Below are 15616 nucleotides of genomic sequence, written 5' to 3'. Positions count from 1 at the left end.
TTCTAAATTTTATTAACATTCATTCGTTTTTGTTTAAAATAAAAAAGGCCAATCGTCTCCACTAGAAACGACTGACCTGTGTATTTGATTCTTCATGAACATCTATTTTGTCTTGGCAACTTCCTGTAGTTCCCGATAGATTTGCTCGTTCTCTTCTAAGGAATAAGAGTTGGCTCCACTTGCGAGTGGGTGGCCTCCACCATCGTGGCGTTTGGCAATCTCGTTGATCACCAGAGCCTTACTTCGCATACGGACGCGGTAGTGGCCATCGGCTTGCTCGACAAAGATGGCCCAAACACTAACGTCTTCGATCCGACCAGGTGCTGAGACAATCGCAGCAGTCTCGGCATCTGTGATTTGGTAGTGTCTGAGTAGCTCTTGGGTAAGGGTCACGCGACTAGCTCCATTTTCATCGATTTCGAGATTGTCATAGACATAGCCTTGAAGCTTGGCAATCTTAGAGCTCATGCTATCCATCTGACGAGAAAGTCCTGCAAAGTCAAAGTCAAAGCTACGAAGGTGGGCAACCATCTCGAAAGTCCGGCTCGTCGTCGAAGGGTAGAGGAAGCGTCCAGTATCTCCGACAATACCTGCATAGAGGAGACGGGCTGCTTCTGGACTAATCTCAAGCTTTTGTTCAAGAGCCAAGAGGGTAATGAGTTCACTCGTAGAGCTCGAGTCTGTGTCTACCCAGAGGAGATCACCATAGGCATCATCGTTTGGATGGTGGTCAATCTTGATCAGAAAATCGCCGCTTGTGTGGCGTTTGTCATCGATGCGAGGGGTGTTGGCTGTATCGCAGACAATGACCAGGGCACCGGCATAGTCCTCATCTGTGACAGTATCCATGTTAGCCATCCAAGCAAGAGTCGGCTCGTTAAAGCCAGTAGCTAGGACTCTTTTTTCTGGGAAGTTGGTCTGGATGATTTCTTTCAGACCGACCTGGCTTCCGATCGCATCCGGATCGGGATTCATATGACGGTGAAGGATAATGGTATCGTATTGGTTGATTTTCTCTATAATGTCCTGTGTAATCTGCATATAGTACCTCATTTAGTTCTCATTTAATTTTAGCATAAGGCGGGCGTTTGGAAAAGAAAAAGATCATCTAGCCCTCTGGTGAAGAATTTCCGAACAATGCCAGGCTCCCAGTGCTTCCCTATGCAAAATGCGCACGAAAGTGGTATAATGTCATAAGATTATTATTTGGAGGGAATTATGACATTAGCAAAGATTGTTTTTGCAAGTATGACAGGAAATACAGAAGAGATTGCTGATATCGTAGCAGATAAGTTTCGTGATCTTGGTGTCGAAGTAGAAGTCGACGAATGTACAACAGTAGACGCAGAGGACTTTCTTGAAGCTGATATTGCAGTCGTAGCGACCTATACCTACGGTGATGGTGAGCTTCCTGACGAAATCGTAGATTTTTATGAAGACTTAGCTGGTCTTGACTTGAATGGTAAGATCTACGGTGTTGTTGGATCGGGTGATACCTTCTACGACGAGTTCTGTAAGGCAGTCGATGACTTTGATCGTGTCTTTGCAGCAACTGGTGCGGTTAAAGGTTCTGAGTGCGTCAAGGTAGACTTGTCAGCTGAAGATGAAGATATTGAAAAATTAGAAGCTTTTGCAGAAGAAGTCGTAGCAAAAGTAGGCTAAACCATAGCTAAGAAAGGTGTTTGCATGTTGCAGGCACTTTTTTTGTGGTTGAAAATGTTCAATAGCTGGATAGGGCTAGTAAGATAGCACGATTTTTGATAAAATGGGTAGCAAAAAGTGAGGAGACCAGTATGGAATTAGAGAATATTCGCCAAGAGATTGATAGTATTGATAAAGAATTGGTCCATTTATTGGAACGCCGGATGCACTGTGTAGAAGATATCATTCGGTACAAAGAAACTCATCAAAATCCTATCTTGGATCGGGCTAGAGAAGATGAGGTCTTAGCCAATGTCGCTGGCTTGGTGCAGGACAAGCGCTATGAAGAGACCATCCTTGCGACTTATCGGGACTTAATGAAGCGCTCCAGAGGCTACCAGGCCGATCAATTAGATGGGGACGAAGGTGCTTGAGATGACGATGATTAAAAGAACTTTAGTTTATACGCTAGATGCTCTTATTATTGGAGCAGTTGTTGGGGTGATAGATACCCTCTTTGGGCGTGTCTTGATTGGGATTGGAGAAGTTCGTACGGATTACCTTCTCTATCTCTTACCCTTTCTGCCTCTAGCCGGTATCTTGATCACCTATCTCAATCGCACCTATGGAGGTAAGAGTCAAAAAGGGATGGAGCTCCTCTTTGAAGTAGGAGAGGGAAGGGAGAAAGCCATTCCCAAACGCTTGATTCCCTTGACCATCCTTTCTACCTGGTTGACCCATCTCTTTGGTGGATCTGCTGGTCGAGAAGGAGTGGCGGTCCAGCTTGGGGGAACGGTGGCCCATGCTCTTCGAAGAGACTGGCTTGGCCCTCACGCTTCACGGATTTATTTGGTCACTGGGATGGCTGCCGGCTTCGGGGGACTCTTTCAGACGCCTCTAGCTGCTATCTTCTTTGCCATGGAGGTCCTAGTGGTTGGGAGACTGGAGTGGCGGTCTCTTTATCCTGCGGCCATTGCAGCCTTTGTTGCTAGTTGGACTTCTCACACCTTGGGACTAGAAAAGTTTACTCAAGTCATTTCTGCCAAACTCTCCCTATCCCCACAAGTCTTCTTGCAGTTGCTTCTCTTGGGGGTCATCTTTGGTCTGATTGGCAAGCTCTTTGCCTATCTCCTAGGCACCTTTAAACAAAGCTTTACCAGGACCTTTGCCAATCCCTATGTGCGGATTGGAGTGGTTGGCCTCGGCCTGAGTATTCTCTTGTATCTGATTGGAGCAGGTCGCTACACGGGACTGGGGACCAATCTGATTTCCCAAAGTTTTGAAGGAGCTGATGGGAAGAGTTTGATCACTGGGGCAGACTGGCTCCTCAAGCTCCTCTTCACGGTGACGACCATTGCGGCAGGCTATAAAGGAGGAGAAGTTACCCCGCTCTTTTCTATCGGGGCCAGTCTGGGTGTCTGGCTAGCTCCTTTCTTTGGACTTCCGGTTTATCTGGTAGCCGCCTTAGGCTATGCAGCAGTCTTTGCCGGAGCAACCTCGACGACGATTGGACCTATCTTGATTGGGTGTGAGGTCTTTGGTTTCCAACATTGGCCAGCCTTTCTCTTGGTCTGTCTGGTCGCAACTCGCCTCTTTCCAGCCCTGTCTATCTATGGTGGACAAAAAGTTGCGAAAAAGTTGCAATAATCCTTTACAAAAGGACATTCTTTTGGTATTATAAATTTTGTGCGTAATGGAAGCACAAAAATACAGTTTATCCGCTGAGGGAGTAGCCCTCAAGATTGACGAAGATAGGAGAATAAAATGAATCCATTAATTCAAAGCTTGACTGAAGGTCAACTTCGTACTGATATCCCTGCATTCCGTCCTGGTGACACTGTTCGTGTACACGCGAAAGTTGTCGAAGGAACTCGTGAACGTATCCAGATCTTTGAAGGCGTTGTTATCGCTCGTAAAGGTCAAGGACACACTGAAATGTACACTGTTCGTAAAATCTCTAACGGTGTCGGTGTTGAACGTACATTCCCAGTACACACTCCACGTGTAGAAAAGATTGAAGTTGTACGTTACGGTAAAGTACGTCGTGCGAAATTGTACTACCTTCGTGCATTGCAAGGTAAAGCAGCTCGTATTAAAGAAATCCGTCGTTAAGACGAATAAGGAGGCGGGAGTGATCTCGCTTCTTTTTTTATAGGTCCCCTTAGTTCAATGGATATAACAACTCCCTCCTAAGGAGTAGTTGCTGGTTCGATTCCGGCAGGGGACAGAGATAGAAAAAACACTGAATTTTCAGTGTTTTTTTCTTGTCCTATATTTGGGATTATTTCATAGGATATCTATGGTGTGGTATAATAGACAGTAGATTTTGTATTTTTAATGATGTATAGGATCTTGAATTGAATGAATTAGTTACGCAAGAACATGATAACTAAGAGTCTATTACAAATCAAATCATAGAATAGTCTCAATATGAAATCATGAAGATGTACCCATAAGCTGTGATGTGTCAAATAGTACTTAAATTCGGTAGATAAACACACTGGATTTTCATAAGGGTTGAAAAATTGGTGGGCAGGAATCGTAGGAGGATAAGATGAAAGAAAGATATTATGAATTTTTGAATATGGCAGTTGTTGATACTAGTCCCATAAAGAATTCCGACTTTTTCAGGTCAGTTGCAATTGAAGTAATATTTTCTTTACTGATATTTATAGGCTCTTTTTTTATAGAAGGTGAGAAACATGATGTGAGTATGCTTGTGTTTTACATTACCATTTTTCATCTATTGGCTTTGTTATTCATATTCTTGCTATTTCAAAAATTTTCCAAGTCAACATTATTGCAATTGGTGCCAACTAGTTCCGTGCTCATTTCTCATGTAGAATTACTTTTTGGAAGTTCTATTTTTTTAGGAGATGACTACTGGTCAATTTTCATGAAGTTAATTGGATTGAGCCTTGTTTTTCAACTACTAACCTTTGTTTACCAGCTGTTAATTGTTCCTAAGGCTAAGAATTTACCATCTGGAGAATTCAGAAAGACAATTTTACATATCCCTCCATCCATTCTAGCGTCATTAGCAGCAATTTTTGTAGTTATAGGACGTTTATTCATGTTACCCGTGATATATATGGTCCCGTGCATTGTCTGCTTAGGTATTGCATGCCTTCCCTTCTATTGGCTTGAATATGCAAGAGTATTTACCTGTTGGAAAAAGAAAAGCACCAATAACTTTATTTTTAGAGGACAAATAAAATGAAATTAATAAGAATAGATATCAGTAATATTGCTTATACAGAGAAAAAAGTTCCCATGGATTCTTTTCTAGATTTGATTGAAGGTTGTGAAAAATTATTATTTGAAACAGGAGTTTATAAAAATGGTCCGACAACGATAGAAACATGTTTGAGTGCTTTTGGAAATCCAGGAGAAGCCTTGTTTAAGGTCTATATTCCGACAAACATTCCAATTGAAGGAAATGATGAATTTCAATATTTAGAACATTTTACAATTAAGCAGTGTGTCTCTGATGTAACTCCATTTGATGAACATCTCCTTAGGAAAATTGAGGAACTGAAGCAATATATTCATGATGAGGGATTAGAAATGCTGGGAGATACTGTTTTTTTAGCGATATTGCCAATATTTGGACAGCACTTTGTTGAAATTAATATCCCAATTAAGGAGATTTCAGATGCTATTTAAAAACGTAGGAGAATACCAAGATATACAATATCGAAATGTTATCTCAAGGTATTACACAGTTTCTCCAGAAGAGATGCCAGACACTTATAATGCTTTTTTAGACGACGTAAGAAAAGCAGGATATACGCTTCGAGCACCTTTCTTTTATACGATTAATTCCAAGTTAGAAGAAAATCAAGATGTGTTGATGGAACTGTTTATCCCAGTAGAAGAAGAGTATATTGAAGATGCTTTGCCGAAAGACTTTTTGTATCACAGTATGTTTCAAGTTTTAAATACTGTTTCAACTAGAATTTTGGAACCGGATGATGAGTCAGTAAGAGAAGGGATCGACTTTTTAGCTGGCTATATTCATTTTCGAGATTATAAAGAGTTGACCCCTCCCTTCTTTTTTACTACAATCTCTGATGGGAAAGTATATACAGATATAAAAGTAGGGGTGTTGAAGTAGTAAGTCAAATTCCATCGGATAATAATATTTTGGTATTCAAACCATAGCAAACGATATGAGAGATAATCTTCATAAAAGTATATTAGATGTTGGCAAAGCCTTTGATTCAGGTATTAAATCAATTCAGAGAGTGTTTGGGTGGTAAATGTGGAAATTAATTTTAGAGGATTAGATGTTGCTTATTTTGATGTGTTAGAGATGGGAGGAAAAAAGTATGTTTTAGATTCCAACTCCACGACACCAAAGAGTTATTACTGGGGATTTTCCCCTGAAAATCTTGAAGTTGATTTGATAGAACTTGATAGTCAGAATAAAAATTTTGATAAAAAAATTAAGATGGGACCCTCAGGAATGCGTATGGTAGGTATTGGTTTTAGTCTTCTTCTGTATAGAGTAGTAACGTCAATTTTTAGATATTATAATATTAGTCATTCTCCATATTTAAAGGTATTTTTATTTCTCATATCTATTTTGATAGCTTATATTGTTTACCAAAGTATTTTAATGAAGTCTCGGAAGGAAATTTTAAGTCGTTTATCCCAAGAAAAGAAGAGATATAAAATAGTCTTTCAGAATAATAAGAAAAAAAGACAATTCCATGCCTATCTCTTTGTTATTTCACATGTAATTGCTTTAGCTATTTATGTGGGACTAGATGATGGAACAGAAGCTGCTGTCCTAGTGTTAAATGGTATGTTGGCATATCTATTCATTTGGATAGAATCTGGCGTTATTCCATTGACATATGCTTATCAACAGAAATACCTACAATATAAAGAATTGAAAAAGGTATAATAGAGCCTCTGATAAAAATCCAGAGAGCATTTGGGTGGTAAATGTGGAATTAAAATTTAAATATTCGAATATAGCAGTTTTTAGAATCGTTGAGTTTAAAAATAAAAAATATATCTTAGATTCTACTACTATAAAAGGTAAGTCCTATTTTTTCGGTTTACTTCCTAAAGAAGTTTCTGCTGAAATGGTTGAGCTATCTCCATCAAACGATAGTTTTGAAATAAAACCTAAAACTCCCTTGAGTGCGTCTACTGCTTTAGTCATCATGGTTCAACCACTTGTGTTTATTTCTCATAGATTGATGAAAGATGCATTTATTAGTTGGGGAATTAGTGAGCAAATTCTACTGAAATTAGTGCTGTTTGCTTTCTCTGTATTTTTGTCTTATCTTATGGCTGTCTGGTATGAAAAAGTTGCAGTACGAAAGTTCGAATCAAGAATCCCGCCAAATATTAAACGTTGTCGACTTGTTTTTGAACCAAAAGGGAAACGAATGTTTGATTGGTGGTACATTACGCTTGGTATTAATACGATTTGTTTAGCATTTTTTATGGGACTTAATAGTGGTTATGAAAGTGCTATATTGGTCATAAATGGTATGATTTCATGGTGGGCCTTTGTACTATTAAGAATGCCACAAATACCAGACTACTATAAAACAATGACCTTGGCTGAAATTCAAGAGTTGTAAAATGTCAGTCAAAAAATAAGATAGCAAAAAAGTTGACCAAAAATTGACCAAAATTTTCTAAAAGCATATTAGATTAGGCGTTCTAAGCATATTTTATATTTCTGCAGGGGCAGAATTAGAAATGAAACACTTATAGTTGAACCGTGTGTTGATGTTTTAGAGCTGTGTTGTTTCGAATGGTCCCAAAACTTATTTTTGTATGATTATGTCAGAATATTTTAAAAAAGAAGGAGTTTTCTATGGAGAGTGATGCGTTTTTTGATTATTATTTAAAATCACTTAAGTTTCATTTTCGTGATAGGTGTAAGGATATTGAATTTATAGAGTTTTTCAAAGATGAAAATAATTGTTTTATTACTATAGAGGATTATGTTTTGGAATCTTTTGTAGTATTGTCAAATATTTTGAGTCAGGAGAGGATTGTGTTTACTTGTGGAATTATTTATAGTAAGGGGGTAGTTACTGGAGTAGAAGTATATATGAGTGTATTAGAGTTAGAAAGATTAAATAAATTGTTTAAAATATAGTTTTGAAAAATATTAAAAACATAAGAAAATCTGTCTCTGTAGGATGTGTGGAGTTGATAATATCAATGTTTCCTGGTTATAGAGCTGTGTTGTTTCGCAAGTCCCCAAAAATATCATCAATAAACAGCAGCAACCAGCATTCGCAATTTCCGTATCCATTTATTGTTTTTTTAAGTTTTTATTGTTACAATAACCATACAGACAAAAAGACTGGATTTCCAGCCTTTTTAATTGTTTTAAAGAAAGGTTTTTTATGAAACGCAAATCGATTTTGTTTCTATTTTTATTCTTGCTCTCTATCGGTCTGACCTATGAGACACAGTCTATCACAGCTGGTTGGATGACTGGGTCCCAGTATGGGATCATTGGTATCTCTGTCCTCTTGCTTCTAGTATATGCGATTCCTGCTGTTTGGGCTCTCTTTCATTTCGCTAAGAAGTGGAAGTTGTCCTGGATTCCAGTCCTCTTTTCTCTTCTAGGCGGTGGCCTTATCGCAGGTTGGCTATCCAGTTTTGCTAACACCTATTTCCATGAGATGATTCAAGCTGTGGCGCCTAATAGTGATTTTTGGAACCAGTATGAGAGTGCCATCGCAGGCCCGCTCTTTGAGGAACCCTTCAAGTTGATTCCGATCTTCTTTGTCCTCTATTTGTTCAATGTGCGTCGGATCAAGTCCATCTTCCTTTTAGCGATTGCATCTGGTCTTGGTTTCCAGATTGTGGAGGACTTTGCCTATATCCGTCAAGACATGCCAGAAGGTTTCTCTTATGCAGTATCTGGTATCCTAGGGCGGATCATGAATGGGGTCGTCTCTCACTGGGTCTACACAGCCCTTTTCATGCTAGGTCTCTACTTGATCCTTCAAGCTACAAAAGGTCGCAAGGAATTGATGGTGACTGGTTGGTTCTATTTTGTAGCTGGCTTTGGCCTTCACTTTATTGGCAATTCACCATTTGGCCAAATCGAGACAGAACTCCCTCTTGCTATTCCTTTCTTAACAGCAGTAGGACTCTTCTTGATCTACCAAGCTTATCAAACCGTCGAGCGATTAGAACAAGGGAAATAAAAAAGAATGAGAGTGGGACAGAAATCGGTCATTCGTTAGAATTCGATTTCGTCGTCCCACCTCCGCACAGTTGAGGAGGGCTTTAAAAGCTAATGAAATCAGCGTAGTAGAGCCCACTCAACCACTGCGTCTTGCTCGACAATTCAAAGACAATTTAGAGGCTAGGACTTTTGTCCTAGCCTCATTTTTATTATTATTTATTATTATATAAAACTGATTTACAGTTTTTTTAATGAGTGAAACTGTAGTTGTTAAACAAATTTTATTTTTGAAGAAATACTTGAGACTTTCCGCCGTGAGAAAAATGCTTGAAACATTATTGTTTCAAGCACTCGGGAGTTTTGAAACGTTAGATTCAAAACTAAGTCATGGAACTTCTTCGAAGTTCGCTGACGTCCGTACTCACCTAAGGAAAGTCTCTAATTGTATAGTATCTTTTAATAGATTTATTTACCAAGACAGAATTGGCTGAAGAGTTGGGTGATGAGCTCGTCTGGTGCAGCGTCTCCTGTGATTTCACCAAGAATTTCCCAAGTGCGGGTCAAATCGACTTGAAGAAGATCGACTGGCATGCCCATGGCCAGGCCTTCGTTGACAGCTTGAAGGCTTTCAACGGCTTTCTCAATAAGAGAGATGTGGCGGGCATTGGAGAGGTAAGTAGCATCTTGCTCTACTAAGCCAGCATTTTCAAAGAAGAGGGCATTAATACGGTCTTCGATTTGATCGATATTTTGATTTTTCAGAACCGAAATCTTGATGTAATCTTCTGGCAGTTGGTCGATTTCAATCTTCTCTGGGAGATCGACCTTGTTGAGGAGAATGATGCGGTTGCTGTCTTGTGAGATCTCAAGGAGCTGCCGGTCTTGATCAGTCAGAGGCTCGCTAGCATTGAGAACCAGGAGGACCAGATCAGCTTCTTTGAGGGCTTTCCGAGAGCGTTCCACACCAATGCGTTCGACGATATCCTCTGTCTCCCGGATACCGGCTGTATCGACCAGCTTGAGGGGAACCCCGTTGATATTGACGTATTCCTCGATGACGTCACGGGTCGTCCCTTCGATATCGGTCACGATGGCTTTTTCCTCGCGCAGGAGGTTGTTCAGAAGGCTGGATTTACCGACGTTTGGCCGTCCGATGATAGCAGTAGAAATCCCCTCGCGAAGAATCTTACCACGGCGAGCCGTCTTGAGGAGGTTGGTCAAGAGGGCTTCAAATTCAGTAGTCTTTTCGCGAATGATCTCAGTGGTTGCTTCCTCGACATCGTCGTACTCAGGATAGTCGATGTTGACTTCGACTTGAGCCAGAGTATTGAGGATCTCTTGGCGCGTGTTGTTGATGAGATCAGATAGGGATCCGTCCAACTGTTTGACTGCGATGTTCATAGCCTTGTCGGTTTTAGCGCGGATAATATCCATGACTGCCTCAGCTTGGGTCAAATCGACACGACCATTCAGGAAGGCCCGCTTGGTAAATTCACCAGGCTCCGCAAGACGTGCTCCTTCACGGATGACCAACTGCAAAATTTCGTTAGTCACCGCAATCCCTCCGTGGGTGTTGATCTCGATGATGTCTTCACGGGTGAAAGTCTTAGGTGAGCGCATAGCGCCAACCATGACTTCATCCAGAATCTCATCTTTAGCTGGATCCACAATGTGACCGTAGTTGAGCGTATGGCTAGCCACGCTGGTTAAGTCTTTTCCCTTAAAGATCTTTTGCGCGATTTTAAAGCTGTCTGTCCCGCTTAGGCGGACAATCCCAATCGCTCCCTCACCGAGAGGCGTCGAGATAGCAGCAATGGTGTCAAATTCTCTAGTAATCATCTATCTTCTCTTTTCCTGTGTATTCTCTTCTATTCTATCGTAAACTAGCAAGAGGGGCAAGATATTGCTTTTAGAAGAAGGAGTTGAAAAGGTTTTCAGTTAAGTAGTGAAATCTGTCCGCCAATATGCTATACTAAATATGAACAGAAATGGAGGTCTAAGATGGTAAACCTAAAAGAACAGGTAGGCATTAAGGCGGCTGAGTTTGTCACTGACGGCATGATTGTCGGTCTCGGTACAGGGTCAACTGCTTATTATTTTGTGGCTGAATTGGGCCGTCGCATCAAGGAAGAAGGCTTGAAGATTACTGCTGTTACGACCTCAAGCGTGACCTATGAACAGGCGGAAGGTTTGGGTATTCCACTAAAAGCGATTGACGATGTAGAAGTGGTGGACTTGACCGTAGATGGTGCGGATGAAGTAGACCCAGCTTTGAACGGGATCAAAGGTGGTGGCGGTGCCCTCTTGATGGAGAAAATCGTTGCAACCAACTCAAAAGACTGCATCTGGATTGTCGATGAGTCAAAACAAGTGGAGACACTTGGTGCTTTTAAACTTCCTGTAGAAGTCGTTCAATACGGAGCAGAGAATCTTTTCCGTCATTTTGAGAAGAAGGGCTATTCCCCAGCTTATCGTGAAAAGGATGGCCAACGCTTTGTGACCGACCAAGGGAACTTTATCATTGATTTGGATTTGAAAGTGATCCCAGATGCTGAAGCCTTGGCAGAAGAGTTGGACCGGACTGTCGGTGTTGTTGACCATGGTCTCTTTTTAGGAATGGTTTCTAAAGTGATCGTAGGGACACCAGAAGGTCCAAAAATCATTAGCAAATCACTTTAAAAAAGGGCATTTTGTCCTTTTTTTCTAGGGATATTAAACTTATTTATAAAATTTTATATGAAAGCGTTACATTTTCAAAAATTTGTGTTATACTGTATTCAGTTTAAATTATAAAGGAGACATTCAATATGCCAAAATTTAATCGTATGCATTTAGTGGTTTTGGATTCAGTAGGGATCGGAGCAGCTCCAGATGCTAATAACTTTGTCAATGCTGGTGTACCTGACGGCGCATCTGACACACTCGGACACATCTCAAAAGCAGTTGGTTTGAATGTGCCAAACATGGCAAAACTTGGTCTTGGAAATATTCCGCGTGAACAAGCCTTGAAGACTGTTCCGGCTGAGAGCAATCCAACTGGTTACGCTACGAAGTTAGAAGAAGTCTCTCTTGGAAAAGATACCATGACAGGTCACTGGGAAATCATGGGTCTTAATATTACAGAACCATTTGATACTTTCTGGAATGGATTCCCAGAAGAAATCTTGACAAAAATCGAAGAATTCTCAGGTCGCAAGGTCATCCGCGAAGCTAACAAACCTTATTCTGGTACAGCTGTTATCGATGACTTCGGACCACGCCAAATGGAAACAGGCGAGTTGATTATCTATACATCCGCTGACCCTGTTCTTCAAATCGCAGCTCACGAAGACATCATTCCTTTGGATGAACTCTACCGTATCTGTGAATACGCTCGTTCCATCACTTTGGAACGTCCAGCCCTTCTTGGTCGGATCATTGCGCGTCCTTATGTTGGTGAGCCAGGAAACTTCACTCGTACGGCTAACCGTCGCGACTTGGCAGTTTCACCATTTGCTCCAACTGTTTTGGACAAATTGAACGAAGCGGGTATCGATACTTACTCAGTTGGTAAGATCAGCGATATCTTCAATGGAGCAGGTATCAACCACGATATGGGCCACAACAAATCAAACAGTCACGGTATTGACAACTTGATCAAAGCGATGAAATCAGAAGAGTTTAAACATGGTTTCTCATTTACTAACTTGGTTGACTTCGATGCCCTTTACGGACACCGTCGTGATGCACATGGTTACCGTGATTGCTTGCACGAGTTTGATGAGCGCTTGCCAGAAATCATCGCTGCAATGAAAGAAGACGATCTCTTGATGATCACTGCCGACCATGGTAACGACCCAACTTATGCTGGTACTGACCATACGCGTGAATACATCCCATTCTTGGCTTACAGCCCATCTTTCAAAGGTAATGGCTTGCTTCCAGTCGGACACTTCGCCGACATCTCAGCAACAATTGCGGACAACTTCGGTGTTGAGAAAGCCATGATTGGAGAAAGCTTCTTAGATAAATTGGTCTAAGATGACGCATTTTGCCTTACTCGTAAGAGGAATCAATGTTGGCGGCAAGAACAAGGTGGTCATGGCTCAACTCCGTCAGGAAATGACAGAGTTAGGGCTCGGCCAAGTGGAAACCTACATCAACAGTGGCAACATCTTTTTTACAACGGATCTTTCTCGCTCTGAGTTAGTAGAGTGCCTGTCGACTTTCTTTGAGCACCACTATCCCTTCATTCAGCGCTTTTCTCTCCTGAGTCGTGAAGACTACGAAGAGGAATGTGCAAACCTACCGGAATGGTGGACAGATGAAATGGCTCGCAAGGATGTGCTCTTTTATACGGAGGGTTTGGATAGGGAATCTGTAGAAGAGAAGCTGCTTGCTTTGAAGCTAGGAGATGAAGTGCTACATTTTGGCAAAACAGCGGTTTTCTGGGGGAAATTCTCAGAAGACAGCTATGCTAAAACCGCCTACCATAAACATCTGATGAAGATGCCTTTCTATCGCCAGATCACTATTCGTAACGCTAATACCTTTGACAAAATTGGTACATTACTTAAGAAATAAAAGGAGATACACAATGACATTATTAGCAAAAATCAATGAAACAGCAGCATTTTTGAAGGGCAAAGGAATCGAAGCTCCTGAATTCGGTTTGATCCTTGGATCAGGTCTTGGAGAATTGGCTGAAGAAATCGAAAATGCAGTCGTAGTAGACTATGCTGACATTCCAAACTGGGGTCAATCAACAGTGGTCGGACACGCTGGTAAATTGGTTTATGGTGATCTTGCTGGACGTAAAGTCTTGGCCCTTCAAGGTCGTTTCCACTTCTACGAAGGAAACCCATTGGAAGTGGTGACTTTCCCAGTTCGTGTCATGAAAGTGTTAGGATGTGAAGGGGTTCTTGTAACCAACGCTGCAGGTGGTATCGGCTTCGGTCCTGGTACCTTGATGGCTATCACTGACCACATCAACATGACAGGTCAAAACCCATTGATCGGTGAAAACTTGGATGACTTTGGTCCTCGTTTCCCTGATATGTCGAAAGCTTACACTCCAGCCTACCGCGAAATCGCCCACAAAGTAGCTGACAAACTTGGCATCAAATTGGATGATGGAGTTTATATTGGTGTGACAGGTCCTACCTACGAAACTCCAGCTGAAATCCGTGCGTACAAGACACTTGGCGCTGATGCTGTCGGAATGTCAACCGTTCCTGAAGTCATCATTGCGGCTCACTCTGGCTTGAAGGTTCTTGGGATTTCATGTATTACCAACTTTGCGGCTGGTTTCCAAGAAGAGCTCAACCATGAAGAAGTGGTAGAAGTCACTGAGCGCGTTAAAGGAGACTTCAAAGGCTTGCTTAAAGCGATTCTTGCTGAATTGTAAAAAACATGGAAAGAATTGTGATATCCCTTCAAGTAATTCCCTATAAAATGAAAATGGTCCTAGCAGCTTGTCTGCTAGGGCTTGTTTCGGGTTTAGCGGGTATTTTTCTTCATTTCCTTTTAGAATTAGTGGAAGGATTGGCCTTTGGTCAATCAGAGCATCAGTCTGACTTTTTGACGGATGGAGTTCCTCCTTATCGGATAGGGATCAGTTTACTAATTGTAGGTCTTACCTCGGCCTTAGTCTGGTATTTCTTACAACGAAAAGGGAAGCTCCTCTCCATCAAGGGTCAGATGAAGGTGGAGGATGCTCGTCCCACCCTTCATATCTGGAAACAGTTGCTCCATTCTAGCTGGCAAATCGTTGTCGTAGGAGCTGGGGCCCCTATTGGAAAAGAAGGAGCGCCCCGAGAGATTGGCGCCTTGTTGGCAGGTCGTCTTGCGAAAGGTTTTGACCTATCTCTGACAGATCGTATTTTCCTAATCGCTTGTGGGGCGGGAGCAGGATTAGCTGCGGTTTACCAAGTCCCATTAACGAGTGTGTTTTTTATATTTGAAACCTTAGGCATTGCATTTTCATTTAAACGCTTTGTCCTAGCTGGGGTCACGACCTATATAGCTGCTTATCTAGCAGGTTGGGTGATTTCAGATCATGCACTCTATAAGATGCCGGTTACGACTTGGTCACTACAGGTATTGTGGGTGATTCCGATCTTAGTCTTGGTCTTAACACCTCTAGCTTATGGCTTTGCGCGCTTGACCAAGCAAGCCACTGCTCATCGAATCAAAGACCAGCGTATTTTCCTGACTCTTCCACTGGCATTTCTTTTCTTAGCTGGCCTAGCTCAGAAATTCCCTCACCTTCTAGGAAATGGACGAATGGTCGCTCAGGAGGTCATCAATGGCATTTCATGGAAGACGGCATTAGTCTTATTTGTCCTAAAAGCACTCGTCGTTTTGCTTACTCTCTGGGCGGGAGCTTACGGAGGGACTTTGACACCTTCATTTGCACTAGGGATGGCAGGAGCGTCACTTATAACTCTAGCTTTTGGATTTGAGGGTCTATCTACCCTACTACTGATTGGCGCTGTTTGCTTTTTGACCGTGACCCTAAATGCTCCCTTTTCTGCTACAGGGCTAGTAATCGGCTTTACGGGTCAAGGGCTAGAAGCTCTGCCTTATCTTTTACTAACCGCTTTTCTAGCTCATGCACTTGGAAAGGCCTTGGATCGGGTTTCATGGAAAGGTTTGAGCAGAAGAAAAGTGAGAGCGTCAGAAGATGGTTAAGGGTCGGAAGAATTACATACTGGCCTTTTAACCTATCAATTAGATGAATCCTATCTTCTTATGGTATAATTGATGTATACAAACTAGGGCAGGTTGGTCTGGGGTTCAAATCGAATCTCAGGATCT

The 15616-nt window shown here is 41.7% G+C and carries 18 protein-coding genes and 1 tRNA gene; 17 read left to right on the top strand and 2 right to left on the bottom strand.

Translation table 11 applies throughout. From position 1 onward, the window contains the following. Positions 1 to 102 precede the first annotated feature (102 nt). Entirely contained in the window at positions 103 to 1041 is a 939-nt protein-coding gene (locus D8785_RS00855; protein WP_125374156.1) for a DHH family phosphoesterase, read from the bottom strand. Positions 1042 to 1218: 177 nt separating this feature from the next. Here D8785_RS00855 and D8785_RS00850 point away from each other — a divergent pair, with 177 nt between their 5' ends. The 12 genes from D8785_RS00850 to D8785_RS00795 all read left to right on the top strand — a co-directional run bounded on the left by D8785_RS00850 (position 1219) and on the right by D8785_RS00795 (position 8837). Beyond that, complete coding sequence (locus D8785_RS00850; RefSeq protein WP_023026746.1) at positions 1219 to 1662, top strand: flavodoxin; 444 nt, start codon at positions 1219 to 1221, stop codon at positions 1660 to 1662. A 131-nt stretch (positions 1663 to 1793) separates the two neighbouring features. Next, positions 1794 to 2075 carry a chorismate mutase gene (locus tag D8785_RS00845; protein ID WP_125374155.1) on the top strand — a complete coding sequence of 94 codons (282 nt, stop codon included), beginning with the start codon at positions 1794 to 1796 and terminating at the stop codon, positions 2073 to 2075. 1 nt (position 2076) lies between these two features. Then, positions 2077 to 3288: a chloride channel protein gene (locus tag D8785_RS00840; RefSeq protein ID WP_125374154.1), complete on the top strand. Its 1212-nt coding sequence runs from the start codon at positions 2077 to 2079 to the stop codon at positions 3286 to 3288. Positions 3289 to 3405: 117 nt separating this feature from the next. Next, the gene (gene rplS / locus D8785_RS00835) at positions 3406 to 3753 is read left to right on the top strand and encodes a 50S ribosomal protein L19 (protein ID WP_003016418.1); all 348 of its coding nucleotides are present in this window, start codon (positions 3406 to 3408) and stop codon (positions 3751 to 3753) included. A gap of 43 nt (positions 3754 to 3796) precedes the next feature. Further along, a tRNA-Arg gene (locus D8785_RS00830) sits at positions 3797 to 3868 on the top strand. Between the two features lie 327 nt (positions 3869 to 4195). Beyond that, positions 4196 to 4861: a lantibiotic ABC transporter permease gene (locus tag D8785_RS00825; RefSeq protein ID WP_125374153.1), complete on the top strand. Its 666-nt coding sequence runs from the start codon at positions 4196 to 4198 to the stop codon at positions 4859 to 4861. Then, positions 4858 to 5307, top strand: coding sequence for a hypothetical protein (locus D8785_RS00820; protein WP_125374152.1), 450 nt, complete (start codon positions 4858 to 4860; stop codon positions 5305 to 5307). Before D8785_RS00825 ends, D8785_RS00820 begins: the two co-directional genes overlap by 4 nt. Continuing rightward, on the top strand, positions 5297 to 5758 hold the full coding sequence (locus tag D8785_RS00815) for a hypothetical protein (protein ID WP_125374151.1): 462 nt from the start codon (positions 5297 to 5299) through the stop codon (positions 5756 to 5758). Before D8785_RS00820 ends, D8785_RS00815 begins: the two co-directional genes overlap by 11 nt. A 138-nt stretch (positions 5759 to 5896) precedes the next feature. Beyond that, positions 5897 to 6553, top strand: a complete 657-nt coding sequence (locus D8785_RS00810) for a DUF443 domain-containing protein (RefSeq protein WP_125374150.1) — start codon at positions 5897 to 5899, stop codon at positions 6551 to 6553. Positions 6554 to 6587: 34 nt separating this feature from the next. Beyond that, positions 6588 to 7244, top strand: coding sequence for a DUF443 domain-containing protein (locus D8785_RS00805; RefSeq protein ID WP_125374149.1), 657 nt, complete (start codon positions 6588 to 6590; stop codon positions 7242 to 7244). Positions 7245 to 7483: 239 nt separating this feature from the next. Then, positions 7484 to 7771 carry a hypothetical protein gene (locus D8785_RS00800; protein WP_125374148.1) on the top strand — a complete coding sequence of 96 codons (288 nt, stop codon included), beginning with the start codon at positions 7484 to 7486 and terminating at the stop codon, positions 7769 to 7771. A 253-nt stretch (positions 7772 to 8024) separates the two neighbouring features. Continuing rightward, on the top strand, positions 8025 to 8837 hold the full coding sequence (locus tag D8785_RS00795) for a PrsW family glutamic-type intramembrane protease (protein WP_125374147.1): 813 nt from the start codon (positions 8025 to 8027) through the stop codon (positions 8835 to 8837). A 446-nt stretch (positions 8838 to 9283) separates the two neighbouring features. Here the strand turns inward: D8785_RS00795 and mnmE are convergent, their stop codons facing one another. Then, positions 9284 to 10657, bottom strand: a complete 1374-nt coding sequence (gene mnmE, locus D8785_RS00785; protein WP_125374146.1) for a tRNA uridine-5-carboxymethylaminomethyl(34) synthesis GTPase MnmE — start codon at positions 10655 to 10657, stop codon at positions 9284 to 9286. A gap of 162 nt (positions 10658 to 10819) precedes the next feature. Here mnmE and rpiA point away from each other — a divergent pair, with 162 nt between their 5' ends. The 5 genes from rpiA (at position 10820) to D8785_RS00760 (ending at position 15490) form a co-directional block, all read left to right on the top strand. Beyond that, positions 10820 to 11497: a ribose-5-phosphate isomerase RpiA gene (rpiA, locus tag D8785_RS00780; protein ID WP_040803071.1), complete on the top strand. Its 678-nt coding sequence runs from the start codon at positions 10820 to 10822 to the stop codon at positions 11495 to 11497. A 128-nt stretch (positions 11498 to 11625) separates the two neighbouring features. Next, positions 11626 to 12837, top strand: a complete 1212-nt coding sequence (locus D8785_RS00775) for a phosphopentomutase (protein ID WP_125374145.1) — start codon at positions 11626 to 11628, stop codon at positions 12835 to 12837. Between the two features lies 1 nt (position 12838). Beyond that, positions 12839 to 13381 (top strand): DUF1697 domain-containing protein, encoded by a 543-nt coding sequence (locus D8785_RS00770; protein ID WP_125374144.1) that lies wholly within the window; start codon positions 12839 to 12841, stop codon positions 13379 to 13381. Positions 13382 to 13394: 13 nt separating this feature from the next. After that, positions 13395 to 14204, top strand: a complete 810-nt coding sequence (locus tag D8785_RS00765) for a purine-nucleoside phosphorylase (protein WP_125374143.1) — start codon at positions 13395 to 13397, stop codon at positions 14202 to 14204. Between the two features lie 5 nt (positions 14205 to 14209). Further along, positions 14210 to 15490, top strand: a complete 1281-nt coding sequence (locus tag D8785_RS00760) for a chloride channel protein (protein ID WP_125374142.1) — start codon at positions 14210 to 14212, stop codon at positions 15488 to 15490. Positions 15491 to 15616: the final 126 nt, after the last annotated feature.

The organism is Streptococcus australis (genome assembly GCF_003943615.1).
GTDB lineage: Bacteria > Bacillota > Bacilli > Lactobacillales > Streptococcaceae > Streptococcus > Streptococcus australis_C.
The sequence above is the reverse complement of the archived record's forward strand: the minus strand, read 5'-3'. Positions and strand labels throughout refer to the sequence as shown.